Source organism: Leifsonia sp. Y862 (genome assembly GCF_057669585.1).
This window is the reverse complement of the sequence record NZ_JBYHFR010000001.1, coordinates 801823-822420: the sequence shown is the minus strand read 5'-3', so window position 1 is coordinate 822420 and position 20598 is coordinate 801823. Positions and strand designations below refer to the sequence as shown.

The following is a 20598-nucleotide window of genomic DNA, read 5'->3' as shown; positions in this document are numbered from 1 at the left end:
AGCTGAGCAATCTAATCTCCAGCTTCGCCTGGGCAGTCATCAGCCCAACGCGACAGTGTCTGACTCAAGTCGGCAGACTAAGAACGAGATCCCACCCACCTCTCGGTAGCCGATTGGTGGCGTGAACACTCCGAGGAATTGGTATCCCGATCGCCCGACTGCGTCCTTCGTTCGAACGAAAGTGCTCCGCCGGGCCGCCTCCCATGGATTCGACTCCGAGGGTTGCGGAGCTTCCCAGTCCGCGGTATTTACTCGACTGGTCATTTCCTCGTCCGAGAGAGTGTATTCCCAGGGTGGCAGCGGCTTGACTAGTGCTTCCGTGGCCTCTCCGCGCCGCGTGATGGATTCAGGGTTGGGGTCAGCCTGTCCGATCAAAACATCCTCAGAATCAAGAATGATCCAGTTGAGATAGCCCCCAGTGTTGATCGACCGAAGCGGCTCACCGGGGCGCTGAACCGCGAGTATTGGACACCAAACGACGTGAGCGTGATCTGGCAGTTCGAAGTTCGAGCGGAACGAGTTGAACTTCTCGCCTGTTCCATCCCCTAGCCCGAATAGCTCCCGAACCTGTCCGTTATGACGGAAGACATAGCCGTCACCCGCACGAAGCACCCCCGCGTCCCGAGCGAGCTCCCAGTCCAGCTGCTCGATTCTCCACGCGATGGGCCCCGACGGTGCCCAGTCAAAATGGCCGCTCTCCACAATGGCTTTGCGCTCAGCTATTCGTCGCACTACTTCGTCAATCTGATCAAGCACGGCCTCCGGCGACAACGCCACACCGTTCTCGTCTATCTCGACGCGCACTCGCAATTCTTCGTATCCCGGGATCGCTCGTTTGATGTCCGAGGTACGGGCACGATCAGCCTTAGTCGCCGATGAATCCTGATGCTGTGCTTCGTCGCATTCGACGCCGAGGCGCAACGCTGGGAAATATAGGTCGATCAGTGCACGCCGAGCGTCTTCCCCCTTCGTTCTTTCCTGACGTAGATCGACGAGTGCGAGGCCTCTGTGCTGCACGCTCCGATTTACATACTGCTGGGTGACGGGCCGCAGTGTTTCGTCTGCCAGCGCGTTCCAAATCGCGTTGACGACATAGTGTTCATACTTCTTCCCAGCGGGCCGCTTCGAGAGCGTGGCAACCAGGTACTCGAAGTTCTCTCGTGTCGCTTGCCGAATGCCCCCATCCGGCACCAGTCGCTCCGTCGGACGCATGCTCGCTCCATTGTCCATGCCAAAATGCTTTCAGCGTCGCCGCAGACCGATGCTCACTTTATCGTGAGCCCAGTGACTGCGTGAATGTGGCGGTGGTCTCAGTCGGGAGGCTGCTGTCTGATTCGACCGTGTATGGCTGAAGTCTAGTCATTCTCCCTCACCTACTCGTGGGCCCCACGGCCGCTTGATCGGCGGCCCTTAGCTCGTGAGCAACGCGCGCAGCTCGCGCAGCTCGCGACGGACTATCTTGTCGTGTACGTCGCTCGACGTCCATCCCGTCTAGGCCACCTCTTTGACGATCGTGTCGATGCGGTTCACGAGGCAAGGTGAGCTTGTCAAGACAAAATGATCGGGGGTGTCGTGTTCATCTCCTGCACTCCAAGGGTTGACTGCGTACCCGTTGATCCGCCCTTGGTCAAGGCTGCACGAGTCGCTCTAGCTTCGGCGGCGACGTAGCCCACAAGCGGATCGCCGTCATCGACCAAGGCGTCGATGATCCCAACAGGAACGTCCGGGTTCATTGCGACCAGTAGCGCGAGGTCGATGCTGGTGCCGGCGAGCTTGGCGAGGATGTCGGGTGGGGTCGCGCCGTTGAATGCAACCGCCTGGCGCACCTCTTCGTCCTTGTCCTCGGCGAGCGATCCTAAGGCGGCCTTGGGCGTGTTCGGGTTCGCCGCGACGGCACGCCTCACCTGGGCGCTTCGCCGCTCCCCGCCGAGGAGATCGAGTACATCCGGGGGCGTACGTCGGTCGAAGGCGACCTGCATCCGTACTTCCGCACGTGTGTTGGCGACTAGCTCATTGAGGTCGTCTCTGCTTGGGGCCGACGCCTGGTAGGCGAGTTCCCAGACGGCCTCGGCGTGTTCGCGATCCTCGGTGCTCGTTGCCGGGTTCCTTATTGCGGCCACCCGCACGGATCTGTCGTCGTCGAGGAGCAATTCGCCCAGCAGCGCAGTGCCGAGCCGCGGGCTTCTCGCTGCGCTCGCCCGGACCTCGGGTTCGTCATCGTAGGCGAGCGTGATGAGCAGGGCGATGTCCAGCGCCTCGTTGCCCGTCGCAGCCGCGCGCACCTGATGCACCGGGTCCACAGCGAGCATTGAAAGCGTCAGAGACGGCGTACGGGAATTGCCCGCGACGGCGCTACGCACGGAGTCGTCAGTGCTCCTGGCGAGCCGCTCCAGGGTCCGAGCTCCCGTGCGTTCATCGTCGGCTGCGATCGTGCGCATGTCCGGGCAGCGAACGCGGCTTTTGGATAGTCTCTCCAGCGCATCCTCGAGTAGTGTCTCAGACAGCTCAACGTCGGCCCGTGCCGCGACCGCATTGAGGGTGTCGAGCAGCTGCTCGTCCGTGCTGATCTGGAGGAGGGTCCCAGCGATGGAGGCCGCGATTGCGGCGGGCGCGCTCGGGTTCGCTATAACGGCCAGGCGAATGGACGGCTCTTGGTCGTCTGCCAGACTTGCCAGCGCTTCGGTGGGCGCTGCTTTGTTCCGCGCGAGCGCTATGCGCACTCGGGCATCTCGGTCGTTGACGAGCAACGTCGCGGCTGCGGATGGGATCCTGCTCGAGGCGGCGAGTCGTTCGCGGGGCTCGAAGGACCTTGTTGAGCATAGCCGTGGCAAGAGAGAGGCGAGGTCCACGCTAGGAAGGGAGGTGTTCTCGACGAGGCTCACGAGGATGTCGGCCGATTTCGTGGCCGTGAGTTCCCGGAGCGCCGCGAGAGGCGTGGAAGGGTGGGTTGCGACGAGTTGCAGGGTCTCTTTGTCGTGCTCGGCCGAGGTGCGGTTGCGCTCCCAGGTCGGCTGGTCGTCTCCCTCCGTTCGGAAGCGGATGCGCTCCTTCCGAGAAGCGGCGAGCTCGCCAAGCAGGGCACCGAGGACATTGTCCGGTGCGTCGACCGTTCGCTGAAGCGCCGACCAGCGAATCTCGGGATCGGCGTCCGCGAGGAGTATGTCCCGAACTGAGGGGTCGGCGACGGGCAAGTCTCGGGCGACGACCTGTCGCACCCAGGCCGGGCGGTCCTTGCGCATGAGGTCGTCCTTCACCAGGTCTGGGAGCCCCGCCTTCAGCCAGTCGGGAGCGTCGGCCGACCGCCCCGTGTTCCGGGCCCAGCGCTCACTGGCCGTGGGTAGAGGCATGCGGGAGCCGACGCCTTGTGGGAAGCCGCCCCTTGTGAGCATCAGGAAATCCCTAAACCACCGCGCTTCGAGGGCCGAGTTGTCGCGGTCCTGCGAGATCCGCACAACGGCCGCCTCTGCGGAACGGGGCAGGGCAACTTCATCGCTGCTCAAAGTCCCGGTGGCAAGCTGAGCCTTTCCGGACCGACCGTCGACAGGAGCATTCCCCAAAGCCATCTGGGGTGCTTTTGGGGTACGGGGGTTCACGACGGCCGCTCGTCGAACGACGGCGCTGCTGTCTTGGGAGAGCGCCTCGAGCACGTCCGTAGGTACGCTTTCGTTCTTTGCGACGCCTTCGCGGACCTTGGCGTACCTGTCCCGCGCGAGTTCCCGCATCGTCTCCTCGGGGGTCATCGCGTTCCGCCCGATGCGGAAGCGGATGCCTGCGTCCTCGTTTCGAGCCAAGTCGATGAGCATTCGGCGCGGTGTGTGCTTGTTGTCGGCGAGGATCTGGTGCTTGCGGCGCTGAGTGACCGGGACGTGGATCCCGATCTGCTGACCGCCAGTGGCTTTGAGGAACCCCTGGCGCAGCGCGGGCAGTAGTTCCTCGGGGTCTCCGCCGAGCAGCCTCTCGAGCTCCCACGTCCTCGTCAGTCCCTGTCTCGGGAGCCACATGCCTACGGTCCGGATGTGTAGTGAGTCGTCGAGGTCGAGCATGACGTACCCGAGGAGCTGCCGGATAAAGCTGCGTAGCTTCGGAATGGTGAGCTCCGCGTAGGCCTTGGAGTCGATGAGTACGTCCCCGACAAGCCAGTCGGCGTCGGCGCCACCAACGAGCATCGAGCCAGCGAACTCAGGGTTCGGCTCGAAACGCTCCCCGTTCTCTATCTGTGCCCCCCATTGATCTACCTGGGCGCTGTTGGACTCCATCATCAAGCGGAGGTCGGTCAGAGAGGGCGTATCGAGGGCGTCCGCGAATTCCTGGCCGTCGTCGGCCAGATCGCAGGCCTTCCCTACCGACCCTTCTAGAACAGCGATCCCGCCGCGATGGATCTGCTCGCAGTGGGCGAGCAGGAGTGCCGCTCGGTCGAGGTCTGCTTCGCCGGAGGGTCTCCCGAGGATCCGCACGGCCACCTCGAATGCCTCAGTGAGGATCCGCGCCCGATGGAATCCGTTCTCGACTTCGCCCTTGTGCAGAGACAGTTCAGCGACGCCACGAGCTGCGGCCGAGTTATGAGCATCGAATCCACCGAGCGCGATTCGCACACGGAAGTCGACCGCCGTTCCCGCCCGTGCGACATCCACACCGGGGGAAGGTGGCAGGATCGCGCTGTGCGCCGCGAGCTCGATGAGGCCGAGCGTATCGGCCGCTGCACGCGCCCCGCCGGTTCCGCCCTGCAGGCCGGCCAGGGCCGGCGAGACCCCGTCGATGTAGGCGCGGACCGGTGAGCCGGAATCCCTCAGATGCTCCGTGAGGCTCATGAGTCGTCCCCCAGGAACAGCGGCCGCGCGGGAATGCTCCGACGCCCCGGCTGGTGGAGGCCCTGGGGCGTCGTCGATACAGACATGTGCCAACGCTACCGTCCGCGCGGGGTTCAGAGAGCCGCCGACCCGTTCGATGGCGAACGTAGAGACGCATGAAGACGAATGGAATCGGGCTTACCGATCTAACCGAGTGCGCTCGCTATTTTCGTGGAGATCCGTGCTGGCTGAGGCCCGAATCCCCAAGGGTGCCCAGGGTGCAGCTATCACAGCCAGACGCCGCGGCGTCGATGCGCTGTCGATCGAGACACTGCACACGCTCTTCCGAACTGTGCCCCGATTTTGCCAATCTTCGCGGCACTTCGGGTTGTTGGGGGAAGTGCGCCGATCTGGCGTGAAAGTCAGGGCTTGATTTGCTTCATCTGCGCGTTCATCTGAATGGGTGAGGGTTTTCGAACAGGATGGAAGATGGAGGCCTGTTGCGGTGACGAAAGCACCGACGACATGTCAGCGCCGAAGACTTGTGTCGAGCACTGAGCGCGCACAAATCGGTATGCGCGATCCACGTTGAGCTTGCAAGAAGAACGGCCATCCAGATGAGACTGGTACGCCGCAATTTTTGCGCACTCCGGCCACGGGAGATTCGATGATTGCGGGACACGACGGCGCGCAACGGAGTCGCATGCGAAACGTCGTTCTAGACCGGAGCTTAGAGCGGAGCTTTAGCGAATCCCGAAGGAAAGAAGGCCACCTTGATCAACATAAACCCTGATCAGTTGGCCTTTATTAGTAGGGCGGACGGGACTTGAACCCGTGACCGACGGATTATGAGTCCGCTGCTCTAACCAGCTGAGCTACCACCCCGAGTCCTGCCTACTCCGGGGAGTGTGCAGAAGCTTCGTCGGTGACAAGATCTGCCACCGGCTCACCACGATACAGGCTTTCGAAAGTGCTCAGTGTGCGGTTGATGTCGTGAGCCTCAATCATCTTCAGCGACTCCCGCTTCAGCAGGTCGAGGTTGTCGGGTGACGCCGTCAGAACCGTCGTGAGCTTCTCCGCGAGGTCTGTCGCGCTGCCCGGCTCGAACAGGTAGCCGTTCTTGCCGTCGTGCACGAGGTGCGGCAGCGCCATGGCATCCGCTGCAACGATCGGCAAACCGGATGCCATCGCCTCCATCGTCGCGATACTCTGCAGTTCTGCAATCGACGGCATGGCAAAGACGGAGGCACGCGAGTATGCCGCGCGCAGCTCGTCATCCGTCACATAGCCGGTGAAGGTCACGCGGTCCTTGATGCCGAGGGTCTCAGCGAGGTGCTCCAGGTTGCGCTTCTGGTCACCGCCGCCCACGATCTCGACCTGCGCGTTGAGGTCTGCGCCGAGCAGCGCCACAGCCTGCAACAGCACATCAATCTGCTTCTCACCGGTAACCCGGCCAACGAAGAGAATGCGGTTCTCGGTGCGCGGCTCGAAGCTCGGCGAATAGTTGTCTGCGTTGATGCCGCAGGAGATGGCTCGCACGCCGGTCAGCCCGGTGTACTTCTCCAGGAACTCGGCAGCACGCCGCGTCGGAGTCGTGACGGCCTCTGCGCGCTGGAACGTGCGCCTGGCAGCCTTCCACGCCATCTTGATCCCGCGATCCTGCAAGCCCTTGGGGATGAGCGTGAACTCAAGCATGTTCTCCGGCATGAAATGGTTGGTGCCAATCATGCGGATGCCACGCTTCTCAGCTTCAATCGTCAGGCCGTGGCCGACGTTGATGTGCGACTGGAAGTGCACGACGTCGGGCTTGAAGTCGTCGAGAATCCGTCGACTGACCGGACGGATGACCCAGGGCAGAGCGAAGCGCAGCCAGTCGTGTGGGTACCAGCGCCAGCTGTGCAGGCGGTGCACAACCATCTGCTGGCCCTCGTGGGTCTCTGTCCATGAGCCGTGCTTGCGCGACGCTGCGGGGGCCATCACGTGAACCACATGCCCACGGGCCACAAGGCCGGCAGCAAGCCGTTCGGCGAAGCGCGCCGCACCATTCACATCTGGAGCAAACGTGTCCGCAGCGATGAGCACGCGGATCGGCGTCTTCGCCTGTGCGGGATCGCCGGCAACCGCGCCGCGTGGGTGGGTCGAATCTGACAAGTGGCTTGGTCCCTACGTTGGTGTGCCGGGAATCATCATCCGACAGGAAGTCTGGGAAGCGAAATAATAAGCGCTGATACGCACGTCACTCCGCACCCTATTCTAAACAGTCAGTCTGCGAGTGACCTTGCGCCCCGGCGCGTCATGACTCGACACTCTGTCTCAACTGCCGGATTCTGCGGACTGCGGGTGGTATTTCGACAACCGGAAAACGCCCCAGATTGCGATCGCACCCGCAACGATGAAGACGACAGCCGCCCACGGAGGCGCCTGCGAGGCCTCCCCCAGCACGATGATTCCAATGGCCACCGCAACGAGCGGGTCGACAACGGTGAGCCCGGCGATGACGAGGTCTGGCGGCCCGGACGAGTACGCATTCTGCACGAAGTATCCGCCGAGTCCGGCAGCGAGCAGCAAGCCGAGCAGGCACACGAAGGTCAGTCCTTCAAAGTTCTCGTGCTGCACCCGGTTAATGATGACCTTGGCCAGGGTCGCAACGAACCCGTAGAGCACGCCGGCCCCGATGATGTAGAAGATCGCCTTGAACCGCTTGCGCAACAGCACGAACGAGATGCCGGCGAGAACCAGTACAACGCCGAGAATGATGAGGATTGTCACCAGGTTCTGGTCGGTGACGGGCTTGTCGACTGCTGTGAATGCCGCAACTGTGACGAACAGACCAACGCCACCCACACACATGCAGATGGCAATGATCGACGCGCGATTCAGCCGCACGTGGCTGATCCTGGCGTTCAGGATCGCCGTGACGACCAGCGCGAACGCCCCGAGGGGCTGCACGACGATCAGCGGAGCAAAGAAGAGGCTCGTGAGTTGCAGCACGATCGCCAGGCCCAGCATGATCGTGCCGAACACCCACGACGGGCGGGAGAGCAGCAACAACAGCTGGCGAGGGTTGAGACCGCCCGTCACCTCGACGGTGTTTGCTTCCACCTTGTTGACGCCCCGGTGCTGGAACTGGGCACCGAGAGACAAGAACACGGCACCGATCAGCGCGAGCGGAATTCCGATGGCCTGTCTGGGGTCAATCGTGATATCCGCTGCGAGTTCGGTCAGGTCGGGGGTCACCATTCGACAATATCGAGAAGACGCCCGATATTCTTGCTGAATGGCCGTACGCTCAATAGTTATTTCTGGTGACCCTGTTCTGCACTCCCCCGCCGCACCCGTCGTCGACTTCGACGATGACTTGCGCACGTTGGTTGCCGATATGTACGAGACGATGGATGCCGCGCCAGGCGTCGGTCTTGCCGGCCCACAGGTCGGCGTTGGCCTCCGCTTGTTCACCTTCGGCTACACCGACGATGCCGACGTTCTGTGGCGCGGCGTCGCCATCAACCCCGAGTTGTGGATCACTCCTGTTCCCGCTGGATTCGCCGACGACGATGAAGACGTCGAAGGCTGCCTGTCCTTCCCCGGCGAGCGTTTCCCGCTGCTGCGCGCCCAGTCCGCGATCCTCCGCGCTGTTGACCTCGACCAGAAGCCATTTGAGATTCGAGCGGATGGCTGGCTGGCGCGCATTTTCCAGCACGAGTTCGACCACCTGGACGGCACGCTGTACGTTGACCGCCTTGAGCACCCATACGCCAAGATGGCCGCGAAGATCACTCGCAAGCGCAGCTGGGGCGTACCGGGCCTCTCCTGGCTCCCCGGCGTGGACGACCTCGACAGCTAGACGACCTCGACAGCTAGCTGAACGCGCGGATTGCGGCGGCGACCACCGCCGCAACCACGACCACCACGATGAATGGCACGCGGAGCGCGAAGAGCAGGACAGCCACGATCACGGCCGGCACCCGCGCGTCGATGACGACGGCCTGGCCCTGCCCGAGCGTCTGCACAGCGATCAGCGCGGCGAGCAGCGCCACGGTCAGCAGGTCGGCGATGCGGAGGGCGGCGGGTTTCTCCAACACGCGCGCCGGCACCAGGAAGCCCAGCATTTTGAGTACGACGCAGGCGATCGACGCCAGGATGATGATCTGCCAGAGCGTCATGCGGCATCCTCTCGTTCTCGTCTGGGCGCGAACCAGTTGAACGCGCCCACCACGATCGCGACCACGGCAGCAACCAGGATGGGGATGCCGGGCATCAGCACGGGCGTGAGCAACGTCGCCACGGCAGCTGCTGCAACGGCCACAGCACCGGTCTGAAGGTTTTTCAGGCGCGGCCAGAGCAGGCCGACAAAGGCAGCCGCAGCTGCTGCGTCCAGCCCGTATGCGCGCGTGTCCCCCAGAGCGTCCCCCAGCAACGCACCGGCCAGTGTGGTGATGTTCCAGCCGATGAAGATTGCGACGCCGGTGACCCAGAAACCGATGCGGCTGCTGCGCTGTGTCGGCTGCGCCAGCGCCACAGCCGTGGATTCGTCGATGGTGAGCCAGGCGCCAGCAATCCGCTTCCACCATCCGCTGCCCACAATGGGCGACGTACGGATGCCGTAGATGCTGTTTCGGGTACCGAGCAACGCGGCACTCGCGATGGCCGCAGGCCCCGCGGAGAGTCCCCCACCTGCCAGCACACCGACGAGCGCGAACTGGGATCCGCCTGAGAACAACACCAGGCTTAGGAAACACGCCTGCCAGATGGACAGACCGGATGCCACGGCCAGCGCACCGAAGGACACACCATAGGCCGCTGTGGCCAGCCCAACAGCCACGCCAGAGCGCACAGCAGTCCGGCCTGCTAGCACCTCAGCTTCGGGAAGCCCCTCGTCGTCCGCGGCGGCGGGCATGCTCACGAGCGGGCCAGATCCACTCCGTGAACGCCGTTGTGGAAGCGCAGGGACGGGAAGACCGCAGACACGGAGAAGCCAACGCCGGGAACGGTTCCGGCATTGAACACGCCGCCGAACAGCTGGGTGCGTTCGCGCATCTGGGTGAGTCCTGCTCCGGCGATTGTTTCGCTCAGTGCCTTGAGATCGTCTTCGATCGTGTACCCCGTGCTCGCAGCCTGCTCGTCAGGGCTGGCGTGTGCGCGGCGTGCTGCGGCACGAATGCCGTCGTCGTCGATCAGGAGCTGCAGCCCGTCATGGCTCCAGCTGAAGGAAACACGCGCTTCAGTGCCGATGCCACCGTGCTTGAGGGCGTTGGCCAACGCGCTCTGCAGGATTCGGAAAACGGCCAGTTCTGCGCCGGGCTTCAGCGGGAACCGGTCACCGGTCTCCGTGAAGTTGATGACGAGGCCTGCATCACGCATCACACGGAAGAGATCGCGAGCAGACTGCAGGCCGGGCTGCATGGTGGCGACCGATTCGCCTTCGCGTGCGATCGTGAGAACGCGGCGCATATCCGCCAACGCGTAACGCCCGTCCTCAACGAGGGCCGTCATCACCCGCACCGCACTCGACGGGTCGCTCTCCGCCGTGTAGCGGGAACCCTCTGCACGCGTGATCAGTTTGGAGACGGCCAACACCGCGACATCCTGCAGCTCACGGATGATGCCGAGCCGACCCTGCTGTTCTGCGAGCGACAGCTCGAGGTCGATCCGCGTGCGGTCAGCGGTTGTGCGGTCGAATCGCGTGCGGCGAGAACGGACCAGGGTTGTCACCCAGAGGACTGCAAACACCACGGTGAGAACGCCGAGTATCGCAGTGAGGACCAGCCAGAAGTCCATCGCGTGCCTTTCGTTGTACGTGCTGCATCACAGTTGATTGACTATGTCACCATCTGGGCAGTACAAGGGAATAAAAAAGGCCACCAGGGGTGGAGCCCTTGGTGGCCTTTCGCTCCCCGAGTTGGAGTCGAACCAACAACGATCCGCATGAAACGGTCGATGCCCTGCTTTATCCGGGGTGAGCTGAAGTTCTTTGTTCACGCTGATCTTCCAGCACTAGCTCTGAGACAACTATACCGGGCATGTCGTCTGCACGGCCGCCACTCGGCGCATCCGGACGGTGCAGGCGTATCGTGCGACGAGAAGAGCGTCAGGGCGTTCAACGCGGGCGACCAGAGGACGCACACACGTAGAACGAGGGAGATAAGGCTATGAAGGCATGGCAATTCACCGGCACGAACAAGCCGCTGGCATTCAACGACGTTGCAGAGCCAACGGCAGGCCCAGGTCAGGTCGTCGTCGAGGTCAAGGCAGCCGGAGTGTGCCACTCCGACGTCTCAGCACTTGATGACGCTGGATGGATGGCACTCTTTCCCGTACTCCCCCGCACCATGGGACACGAGAACGCCGGCGTGATCACCGAAGTCGGCGACGGCATGGACGAGTGGAAAGTCGGCGACCGCGTCGGTCTGGCCCCCGTGATGAGTGACGGCGACGCCCTGGGCTATGGCCAGTGGGACGGCGGCTTCGGCCCCAAGCTGCTCGCCACCAATGACAACCTCGTCAGGCTCCCCGACGAGGTCTCATTCGAACTCGGCGCCATGGCAACAGACGCAGGCCTCACCGCCTACCACGCCATCATGGCCGTCGGCGGTGCCAAGGCCGGCATGAAGGTCGGCGTGATCGGCCTCGGCGGACTCGGCTACATCGGTGCCCGCGTTGCGGCGCTGTCTGGTGCTGAGGTCTACGGCGCAGAGGTCAACCCCGAGACCCGAAAGCTGGCTGATGAGATCGGCCTGACCGATGTCGCGGATTCAATCGACGTGTTCAAGGATAAGAACCTCGACCTCATCGTCGACTACGCAGGCTTCGGAACCACCACCGCCACGGCGATCGAGACGCTCGCCGAGTTCGGCACCCTGGTGCAGGTGGGGATGGGGCGCCTTGAGTCGACCATCAACACCTACCCGATCATCATCAACCAGCTCACGATCAAAGGCTCGAAGTCAGGCACAAAGGAAGACCTGGAAGCCCTCTACGAGCTCATGAGGTCGGGCAAGCTGAACCCACCGATCAATCTGATCACCCAGGCGGAGATCCCTGACGCCATCGACAAGCTCCGCGCTGGCGGCGTAGTCGGTCGCTTCATCGCCCTGTACGAGTAGCCGCACTGTACGAATAGGGTGGTTGGTCAGCGCGCTGATGCACCTGTCGAGCGCGCACGCAGGTGCATGCGCTGACCCTGCTTGCCAAACAAACTCAAAATCTCGACCTGTCCGCCAGCTGAGCCGAACCAGTGCGGATTCTGGGTGTCGAATTCGCCGGCCTCACCGGGGCCGAGGATCACATCATGCTCGCCGAGCACGAGCCGCAGTCGGCCGGAGAGCACGTACACCCACTCGTATCCGCTGTGGGTGCGCAGCTCCGGGGTCCTTTCAGATCCGGCGATCGTGATCTTGTATGCCTGCAGATCGCCCGGATACTGGGACAGCGGAGTGAACGTTCGCCCGTCGGCGCGCGTGGAATTCAGCGACACCCGGGGATCCTCAATGGTGGGCGAGGTCACGATGTCGTCCAGGGGCACGCGCAGGGCGGCCACAATCGGCAGGAGCAGTTCAAGGCTGGGCTTTCGCTGGCCGGATTCCAGCCGCGACAGCGTGCTCTTCGAAATACCGGTCTCGCGCGACAGGTCGTCAAGGGTCACGTTCTTCTTCTGACGGATGCGACGCAGCCGGGGCGCAATCTGGTCGAGTTCCGTGGCCATCCGTTGCGTTGAGCTCATGACTCCATCGATATCAGGTTGTTCCGGTTTCAGCAACGAAAGTTCCGATTGTCTCAACAGGGGCGTCATCGTGGCTGCGGAGGTAGTAACTATGACCAATTCAACGGATGCCGCTGCACAGCACGGCGACTCTCACCACGACGTGATCATTCTGGGGGCCGGGGCCGCTGGCCTGAGTGCAGGACTCGTGCTCGCGCGTGCGCAGGCCGATGTGCTCCTGATTGATTCCGGCACGCCGCGGAACGCGGCAGCTGATCACATGCACGGGTTCATCTCGCGGGACGGAGTGCCGCCCCTCGAGTTCCTGCGTATCGGCCGAGACGAAGTCCTCGGCTACGGCGGCGCGTTCGTCGCTGCATCTGTCACCGATGTCCGACGTGATTCGGATGGCTGGTTCACCGTCGGACTGGCTGGTGGGCGCTCAGAGCGTGCACGGGCCGTGCTGGTCACGACGGGATTGGCCGATGAGTTGCCCGACCTGCCCGGCGTCAGGGAGCGGTGGGGAACATCCGTTCATCACTGCCCGTACTGCCATGGCTTCGAGGTGAAAGACCAGAACATCGTCGTCATCGGCGGGGCTGCTCGGGCGATGTCGCTCAAACAAGCGTGCCTGCTCCGCCGCTACAGCGATCGCGTGACACTCGTGACGAACGGTGTCGACTTCACCGACGTCGAGCTGCACCGTCTCGAAGCATTCGGCGTGGTGATCGTCGACGCTGTGGTCGAGGCCCTCGTCGACCACGAGCATGGCGGCACAGGACCGCTCGACGGCATAGTCCTGTCAGACGGACGGACGCTGGGGTGCGAGGCCGCCTTCATCGCGCCGAAGCCGCACCCCAACGACGGCGTCCTTCGGTCGCTGGGCTGCGACATCGATCCCACGACGGGACTCATCGCCGTCGACGCCACCGGACAAACCAGCGTTCCCGGCGTGTGGGCCGCTGGCAATGTCGTCACACCGAGCGCACAGGTCATCAGCGCCGCAGGGGCAGGCAGCACGAGCGCCATTGCACTCAACGGATGGCTGCTTGAGAAGGACCTCGACAGTGCCGCTCCGTCCGTCGACCAGTCACCGGCGGCGCCGGCAGCGGCTCCGAAATCGGCATCCGCACCGGCACCGGTCAAACCACCGTCTGTCCATGCCAGAGCGGCGATCACCTGGATCGCCATTTTCCCGCTCGTGTCGCTCGGCTTTTATGTCATAGCGCCATTTGCCGGCGACTGGCATCCGGTTGTGCGCGCCTTCGTGCTGACACTCATCGTGGTGCCGCTGGCCGTGTACCTGGTGGTGCCACAACTGATGCGCGCATACGGCAGGATCCGGCGAAGCCAGCGCTAAAGCGAGTTAGAAGCCGTACGCCACCGTCGAGGCGAGCGTACCCGCGCGCAGGTGTTCGAGCACGAAGAGCTCATGCGGAACGACGGGTGCCGGCAGCGCATCGAGCGGGAACCAGGCCAGCTCGGCGGCCTTCTCTTCCTGCAGGGCCGGTGTGCCGCTCCACTCGCGGCACGCGAAGAAGAAGTCGACTCGTTCATCGATCGCCCGGCCGTTGGCGTGGGTGCGGTGCATGGCGGTGAGCGGATGCAGCGCGGCCTCCGCGATCGCGATGCCGAGTTCTTCGGACGCCTCCCTGGCTGCGGCAGCGAAGACCGATTCGCCAGCCTCCACGTGACCCGCGGCGCCGGAGGCCCAGTGATCGTCGAAGTAGCCCGTACCTCGGCGCAACTGCAGGAGCACCTCGTCAGTGCCGGCGTCAGTGGCGGAGCCCGCGGCTGTGCCGGAACCCGGGCGAAGCAACAACACGTATGCTGCCGGAATCACCTGGAATCGGCTCATCACTGCGGCCGCGGCATCCGTGCGCTCGTGTCCACTCATAAGGCCAGTCCACTCATCAGGTCAGTCTATGGGCGAGCAGTAGATACAAAAAGGCCACCAGGGGTGGAGCCCTTGGTGGCCTTTTGCTCCCCGAGTTGAACTCGAACCAACAACCTGCCGGTTACCGCGAAAACTCGCGGATCTCCCCGAAATTAGCATCCATGCAATTCCAAGGGATTCCATCTAAAACGTGGACCTGCGCGATTGAAAACGTCGAGTAAACATGAACCTTGCCGCAGGCGCGGACATCGGCATTGCCGATGGCGCGCTCACTGCTGGCCAGGATCGGTTTCTGGGGTCACGATGCTGAAGTTGATTGACTGAGCTTTCGGAGGCGCTACCGTGTAAACCTCTACCGCGAGCGAGTACTGCCCGCGGGTGTAGCCACGCTCGAAGCTCTGTTTGCGCGGGGGGAACTCGCCGTCTTTGTTTCGAACCCAGCCCTGTTCCTCAAGCCAGGGCTCCAGATCATCGGCGAACTCGGTCGGCGTCCGGGGGCCGTCGGGATGAAGATCGACGCCTTGGTCCCAGTAGTAGTACTTCGGCCACTCTTCATAGTTGGCACCCGCCTGGCGACTACCACCCAGCTGCCCTGAGATGCTCTCGGCTTCGTCAGCCGGAACCTGAGCGATGAGGTCCGCACCCCACCCGGCAGCCTGATCAATGAATTCCCGTAGTTGGTCTTCCTGAGACGCAACCACTTCCGCCTTCCGCTGCTCCGACATTGCACACCCCGACAACAAACACAGCACGATCCCGGTCGTGAGGACCGCCAACGCGGCACGATTGAGTGGATTCCAGGTAAGAATCATCACAGCTCGAAGGTGTTGCTCACTGCGGGCCAGGATCGGTTTCTGGGGTCACGATGCTGAAGTTGATTGACTGAGCCTGCGGAGGCGACACGGTGTACACCTCCACCATGAGCAAATAACCCCCGCGGGTATATTTACGCTCGAAGCTTTCCTTGCCCGGGGAGAACTCACTGTCTTTGTTTCGCACCCAGCCCTGTTCCTCGAGCCAGGGCTCCAAGTCATCGGCGAGCTCGACTGGCGTCCGAGGGCCATCGGGGCGAAGATCAACGCCTTGGTCCCAGTAGTAGTATTTCGGCCACTCCTCGTAATTATCCGATGCTTGGCGACTGCCACCGAAGTTTTCGAAGATGGTCTCTGGTTCATCTGCGGGAACCTGCGCAATGATGTCCGCGCCCCAAGCGTCTGCCTGATCAATGAACTCTCGAAGTTGGACCTCCTGAGATGCCACCACTTCCGCCTTTCGCTGCTCCGACATCGCACACCCCGACAATAAACACAGCATGACTCCGGTCGTGAGGACCGCCAATGCGGCACGCGTATTGAGTTGCATCATTCCACCTTAGATAGGTCCAACGAAGAGATCTCCTCCGTCGGTTTTCCCGCACCGCTATCGGAGACTTCGACGCCCTGGACCCACCCTCCGCCGTGCACCCACTCAACATCGTTCGGGTGGTACAGCGAGACGGGATCCCCCTTGACGACACGCGTAATGTTTCCGAGAGAGGTGCTTCCCGGTGTGAACGGTGTTGAGTGGGATTCAATGATGCCACGGCTTTCAATTGTGCCGGAATCAGGATCGCGGGCATCGAGGTACCCCGTTTCGAGTCGAGTCACTCCGGGTGTCTTAAGCGGGTTCGTGCCGCCGTGACCGACGTCGAATAGGGATTTTCCCTGGTTCCATCCCACCACCTGGTCGTTGCGTGCCTGCAGCACGAAATGCGGCTTGTCTTTCGTGTGCGGGAAGTCCGCGATGCCTGTCACATCGTGACCGAGGCCGGCCGGTGCAACATAGACGATGCGATCCGCCCTGAGCCCTAACATCTCTGCGGTCCCGAGCGCTGCAGCGCCGTAGCTGTGCGCGATCGGGACGAGCTCTGTGCCCGAAGGGAGGTCGAGGCTATTCGCAAAGGATGCTAGCCGTGGTGCTGCGGTGTCGGCAAAGCCCTGTTCCGCGACATCGACGATGTGTGTCGAATCAAATTCAGGCATCGGCGCTCCGTGCCACGTGAAATACCCGGACTTTGTACCCGACCATCTGTGCAGGTTCTTGCCGCGATCGAGGTCTCCGGTGAATGTAGCGAGCTTCGAGTTCGTGCCGGGCACCACCACACCTACCTGCGCCATCCAGGACGGGATATTGCCCGTCTTCGGGTCGAGTGTGCCCTGGAACGTGATGATGCTGTCCCGAAGCGGATTGAATCCGACCAGCACGGCCCCACTTTGGAAGGATCTCTTACCGTTCTCGTCAAAAACAAGGTACTCGCCGAACGATTGACCGCTCGCGTCCGTTTCCTCGGAGTACTTCCCGTTCCGGTCTCCGAGGATCGCGTCCAAGCTCTTGACTTCGCCTTGCAAGCCAGAGATCTTGTCGGCAAAAAGCTGCTTGTCCCCGGATTGCTTCTCGATGAGTTGAAACATCTTGATCTGTTTCTCTAACTCGCTGCGGTACTCCTTAGCCGTGATCACGTTCGCGGTGTTGCGATCGCGCAAAGCGACGCCGTCAAGGTTGCCAATGAGCAGCGGAAAGTCAGCGATGAGCTGTTGACGTTGCTCCAGAGTCAGCGCCTCCCAGACTTCCGCGATGCGTGTGGGATCTTTTAGCATCGCAAGGTCGACTGCCGAGATCGTGCGTGTGGTGCCGTCTCGCATTCGCGCTGACACCCGCACCCCTGCCGAGATGGTCGGGGGGTTCGGCATTGCGTTCCGTGCGGAAACGTACTGCTGTCGATGTGTCAGGATGGAATTCGTCGCCGAGGAATTGGCGCCCTGACGCTCCTCGTCGAGTGATTGCAGACGTGATGTCGCTGCTGAGACACGCTCTGTCGCTTCGCTCACCGCTCTTACGAGCCTTCGCCGTTTTGCCCAATCAACGTCATCGCTCGATCGGTCAAATTCGTTCAGTCTCTGCCGCGCGATGTCTTCATCCCGACGTGCCGAGTCAAGATCACTGCGTGCCGAATTAGCTCTGCTCTCGATGTCGGTCATCTTCGCGCCATAGGCGGAGACCTCGCCACCCCAGGCCTGGTCTGCCATCTGGACCAGGTTCGCCGGGGCGGACGATGCCTGGATCATGGTGAGTATCCGCTCGACCGAGAGCGCGGAGCCTGACTGTCCACCCAAACTCGTCGCCGCCGATGAGAGGCTGTTGTAAGCGTTGGTGCCGACGGTGCGCCATCGCAGTCTTGACCCTGCTTGTCGGACCGTGTCAGGGTCACCTGCAAGCGCCGTGTCGCCTACGGTCATGCTCTCGGCCTCGCACACTTCATGGTTTAACCTGGGACGCGATCTGCGCGTCGAGCAGCTTGAACAGGGTGGTCATCTCTGCGCACGATTTGCTTTGCGCAGTCATGAGTTCGCTGAGCTTATGCAGGGTGGTTCGACGATCACTGGCCGCACTCGAATGGGCGTCGTTCGGCGCCGCGGCACCTGAGCCGAGCTCCCCAGATGCCGCTGGTTCAGCATTCACCTGCGAGGCAGCAGCCGCCAAACTTGTGGCTGCCCTATTCAGAGCGCTGTAATCAATTTCCATGAGTTATCCGTCAACCGTCACCAAGCAGTGCTGCAGCAACGCGTCGAGGACATCGCTGTCCTGCGGCCACAACAGCTCACCGCCTGGCGACGCTCTGAATGAAACGTGTCAGTTGATCTTCGAGGCGATTTGAGAATCGAGGTCGCGCATCGCGTTCGCGGTCCCGGTCAGGAACTGCTGGATTTCGTTCAACTGTGAGATCAGCGTGTTCGCGCTCGTGGTGTACTTCGTGTAAGCGTCGTTGAACTTGCCCGATGCCTGATCGGTGACGAAGCCCGAGGAAACGAGCTGGCCGATCTGGGTCTGCATGTTCTGTAGCTTCGTTGTGATCTCGTCACGACCCGCACCCAACTGGGTTGCGGCGGTCTCGATCTCGGCGTAGCTGACCTTGATATTCGACATAGAAGCGGGCCTCTTTCAATAAGCAGTAACTAGATAACGGTCAAAATGCATCCGGAATCATAGATCCCCCCGGAACTGCCAATCACAGCGCGCAAACTTACGGTCTGTTCGCATTGGCCAATCGGCTACAACTTACAGGCGCCGTGTTCCTCTGCACAAGTTACCTGAACAGATGCGTCGCATCACAAACGTGCCGGCATAGAGCAAATGTAAGGCGACCAATGTGGGTACAAAAAAGGCCACCAGGGGTGGAGCCCTTGGTGGCCTTTTGCTCCCCGAGTTGGACTCGAACCAACAACCTGCCGGTTAACAGCCGGCTGCTCTGCCAATTGAGCTATCGAGGATTACTGCTTTAGCAGCGTTGCTACTTTATCAAAGGTTGCGTATTCACCAAATCCACACGGAGCAAATATGGCCTCCTCAATACCCCAGGTGGGGATCAACAACCCCGATAAATCGGGCATCTGAGAGGAATGCGGCCACATTCAACCGAATTCTTTCCGCCAGCAATGGAGCAGTCATCTCGGGCGTGTCGGCCATGTGTGGCGTGATCAGGCATCGGGGCTCTGTCCACAGCGGATGCCCGTCTGGCAATGGCTCCGGTTCGGTCACGTCGAGCGCGGCCCCCGCAATGCCTCCCGCGCGGAGTGCAGCGACCAGCGCATCGGTGTCAACGAGCGGTCCCCTGGCGATATTGACGAGATATGCCGATTCCGGCATGAGTGCCAACTCGGCTGCGCCAATCAGGTGCGTGGTGCCGGCGGTGAGGGCAGCAGCCACCACAACGACATCCGCTGTTGGGAGCACATCGTGGAGCGAGGATGTCTGCACCGTGGCGTCTGCGCCGGCAACAGCGTCTGGACTGCGACGCACGACGGTAATGCTCACCCTGAACGGCGCCAACAGGGCGATCAGCTCATGGGCGATGCCGCCAGCCCCGATGATGACCACATTGAGTCCATAGAGGGAGCGTCCCGCAGGCACCGAATTCCAGCTGGTCGCCCGCGCGCGCTTCGGAAGCAGCCGCAGCAGCGCCAGGGTCAGCGCAAGTGCGTGCTCTGCAACTGGCTGGGCGTAGGCGCCCTTGGCACTCGTCCAGACGAGTCCTGGTCGGTCATGCGCCGCCATGACGCCGCTGAACGCGTCGACGCCAGCCCAGGGCAGCTGCACCCATCCAATCTCCGGATAGGCGGCGAGAGTGTCTCCCAGCTCCCCTGCGCGCGAGTACGAGAGCCAGACGAGGCCCCTCGTCTCCGAGGACAGCGGGGCAACGACTCCCCCGCCGGCCTCAACGGCCTGGGTGAAGACGAGCTCTGGGCTCGGCAGGACCGCGATGGGCCCTGGCGCCGGCGGCAGAGGAACCGGCTCTGTCCCTGTGGCATCTGCCGGAGTCACCGCGCAGTGCTGGGCCATTACTGTTGGCTACCTGAGTTCGGGTGGCTGTCCAATGCCGACGCCATGCTGGCGACGTACGGATGCCACGGGTCTCTGAACACGTCCTCGATCGTGCCGAGTCCCACGAGCACACCCTGGTGCATCACGGCAATCCGGTTCGCGAGGCGCCGCAACACCTGGAGGTCATGGCTGATGACGAGGGCGGAGAACGCACGCTCCTGCTGGAGTTCGACGATGAGGTCGATCACAGCATCCCGCACGCTCACGTCAACGCCGGCCGTCGGCTCGTCGGCAATGAGCACCGTCGGGCCGAGCACCAATGCCCGCGCCAGGGCCACGCGCTGGCGCTGTCCACTGCTCAATTCGTACGGGTACTGGGTGAGCACCGCCAGGGGCAGCCGCACCGCATCGATCATGGTGGCAACCAGCGTGTTGAGCGCAGCCGTGTTGTAGTGCCTGTCGCGATGAAGGATCGGCTCCGCAACAAGGTCTGCCACGGTCAGGTCGCCCTGCAGGCTCGCCGCAGCATCCTGCGCCAGGTAGCCGACCCCGAACGTGAGTCGCGCGAGCTTTCGTTTGCCGATGCCGCGAATGGGGATGCCCTGAACCGTCGCAGACCCGCCGGTGATCTGGGGCCTGAGCCCGCTGCCGGTCAGAGCCTCGCCGGCGAGAACCCTCGCCAGCGTGCTCTTCCCCGAACCGCTTTCGCCCAGCAGTCCCACGATCTCTCCCGGCGCGATCTGCAACGTCATCCCGTGCACTGCGACGAACGCCGGACTCGCTCCGTGCGGCGGATACTCGATCGTCAGGTCGTTCGTCGTAATCGGAAATTCTGATGCTGCGCCGCGAGTCATAGT

The 20598-nt window shown here is 62.6% G+C and carries 18 protein-coding genes and 2 tRNA genes; 3 read left to right on the top strand and 17 right to left on the bottom strand.

Features of this window, described 5'->3' with window-relative positions:
• Positions 1-39 precede the first annotated feature (39 nt).
• From AC25Z0_RS03880 to AC25Z0_RS03860, 5 genes are all read right to left on the bottom strand, one after another.
• Positions 40-1230: an AbaSI family restriction endonuclease gene (locus tag AC25Z0_RS03880; RefSeq protein ID WP_488132364.1), complete on the bottom strand. Its 1191-nt coding sequence runs from the start codon at positions 1228-1230 to the stop codon at positions 40-42.
• A gap of 317 nt (positions 1231-1547) precedes the next feature.
• A complete protein-coding gene (locus AC25Z0_RS03875; protein WP_488132363.1) occupies positions 1548-4808 on the bottom strand; it encodes a hypothetical protein in 3261 nt (1086 codons plus the stop codon).
• A 790-nt stretch (positions 4809-5598) separates the two neighbouring features.
• Positions 5599-5672 (bottom strand) — tRNA-Ile (locus AC25Z0_RS03870).
• A gap of 9 nt (positions 5673-5681) precedes the next feature.
• Complete coding sequence (locus AC25Z0_RS03865; protein ID WP_488118942.1) at positions 5682-6938, bottom strand: glycosyltransferase; 1257 nt, start codon at positions 6936-6938, stop codon at positions 5682-5684.
• 162 nt (positions 6939-7100) lie between these two features.
• Positions 7101-8024, bottom strand: a complete 924-nt coding sequence (locus AC25Z0_RS03860) for a DMT family transporter (RefSeq protein WP_488118941.1) — start codon at positions 8022-8024, stop codon at positions 7101-7103.
• Between the two features lie 40 nt (positions 8025-8064).
• Here AC25Z0_RS03860 and def point away from each other — a divergent pair, with 40 nt between their 5' ends.
• On the top strand, positions 8065-8631 hold the full coding sequence (gene def, locus AC25Z0_RS03855) for a peptide deformylase (protein WP_488118940.1): 567 nt from the start codon (positions 8065-8067) through the stop codon (positions 8629-8631).
• A 13-nt stretch (positions 8632-8644) separates the two neighbouring features.
• Here the strand turns inward: def and AC25Z0_RS03850 are convergent, their stop codons facing one another.
• From AC25Z0_RS03850 to AC25Z0_RS03840, 3 genes are read right to left on the bottom strand one after another with little or no spacing between them, the layout of a single operon-like run.
• The gene (locus tag AC25Z0_RS03850; protein WP_488118939.1) at positions 8645-8950 is read right to left on the bottom strand and encodes an AzlD domain-containing protein; all 306 of its coding nucleotides are present in this window, start codon (positions 8948-8950) and stop codon (positions 8645-8647) included.
• Positions 8947-9684, bottom strand: coding sequence for an AzlC family ABC transporter permease (locus tag AC25Z0_RS03845; protein WP_488133110.1), 738 nt, complete (start codon positions 9682-9684; stop codon positions 8947-8949). Before AC25Z0_RS03845 ends, AC25Z0_RS03850 begins: the two co-directional genes overlap by 4 nt.
• A 2-nt stretch (positions 9685-9686) precedes the next feature.
• Complete coding sequence (locus tag AC25Z0_RS03840; protein ID WP_488132362.1) at positions 9687-10565, bottom strand: sensor histidine kinase; 879 nt, start codon at positions 10563-10565, stop codon at positions 9687-9689.
• Between the two features lie 371 nt (positions 10566-10936).
• On the opposite strand from AC25Z0_RS03840, the gene AC25Z0_RS03835 reads away from it, so the two are divergent.
• Positions 10937-11890 (top strand): zinc-binding dehydrogenase, encoded by a 954-nt coding sequence (locus AC25Z0_RS03835; RefSeq protein WP_488132361.1) that lies wholly within the window; start codon positions 10937-10939, stop codon positions 11888-11890.
• A gap of 26 nt (positions 11891-11916) precedes the next feature.
• On the opposite strand, the gene AC25Z0_RS03830 is transcribed toward AC25Z0_RS03835, so the two are convergent.
• Complete coding sequence (locus tag AC25Z0_RS03830) at positions 11917-12507, bottom strand: helix-turn-helix domain-containing protein (RefSeq protein WP_488132360.1); 591 nt, start codon at positions 12505-12507, stop codon at positions 11917-11919.
• A gap of 91 nt (positions 12508-12598) precedes the next feature.
• Between AC25Z0_RS03830 and AC25Z0_RS03825 the strand changes: the two genes are divergently transcribed.
• Positions 12599-13846 (top strand): FAD-dependent oxidoreductase, encoded by a 1248-nt coding sequence (locus AC25Z0_RS03825; protein WP_488132359.1) that lies wholly within the window; start codon positions 12599-12601, stop codon positions 13844-13846.
• Positions 13847-13852: 6 nt separating this feature from the next.
• Here the strand turns inward: AC25Z0_RS03825 and AC25Z0_RS03820 are convergent, their stop codons facing one another.
• From AC25Z0_RS03820 to AC25Z0_RS03785, 8 genes are all read right to left on the bottom strand, one after another.
• Positions 13853-14383, bottom strand: coding sequence for an NUDIX domain-containing protein (locus tag AC25Z0_RS03820; protein WP_488118933.1), 531 nt, complete (start codon positions 14381-14383; stop codon positions 13853-13855).
• Between the two features lie 269 nt (positions 14384-14652).
• Positions 14653-15159 carry a hypothetical protein gene (locus AC25Z0_RS03815; RefSeq protein ID WP_488132358.1) on the bottom strand — a complete coding sequence of 169 codons (507 nt, stop codon included), beginning with the start codon at positions 15157-15159 and terminating at the stop codon, positions 14653-14655.
• Positions 15160-15214: 55 nt separating this feature from the next.
• Positions 15215-15748: a hypothetical protein gene (locus AC25Z0_RS03810; protein WP_488118931.1), complete on the bottom strand. Its 534-nt coding sequence runs from the start codon at positions 15746-15748 to the stop codon at positions 15215-15217.
• Positions 15745-17448, bottom strand: coding sequence for an alpha/beta hydrolase (locus tag AC25Z0_RS03805; RefSeq protein WP_488132357.1), 1704 nt, complete (start codon positions 17446-17448; stop codon positions 15745-15747). Before AC25Z0_RS03805 ends, AC25Z0_RS03810 begins: the two co-directional genes overlap by 4 nt.
• A gap of 604 nt (positions 17449-18052) precedes the next feature.
• A complete protein-coding gene (locus AC25Z0_RS03800; RefSeq protein WP_488118643.1) occupies positions 18053-18346 on the bottom strand; it encodes a WXG100 family type VII secretion target in 294 nt (97 codons plus the stop codon).
• Positions 18347-18617: 271 nt separating this feature from the next.
• A tRNA-Asn gene (locus tag AC25Z0_RS03795) sits at positions 18618-18690 on the bottom strand.
• Between the two features lie 76 nt (positions 18691-18766).
• The gene (locus AC25Z0_RS03790) at positions 18767-19759 is read right to left on the bottom strand and encodes a D-isomer specific 2-hydroxyacid dehydrogenase family protein (RefSeq protein ID WP_488132356.1); all 993 of its coding nucleotides are present in this window, start codon (positions 19757-19759) and stop codon (positions 18767-18769) included.
• Positions 19759-20595 carry an ABC transporter ATP-binding protein gene (locus tag AC25Z0_RS03785; protein WP_488118928.1) on the bottom strand — a complete coding sequence of 279 codons (837 nt, stop codon included), beginning with the start codon at positions 20593-20595 and terminating at the stop codon, positions 19759-19761. The genes AC25Z0_RS03790 and AC25Z0_RS03785 overlap by 1 nt, the downstream gene beginning before the upstream one ends.
• Positions 20596-20598: the final 3 nt, after the last annotated feature.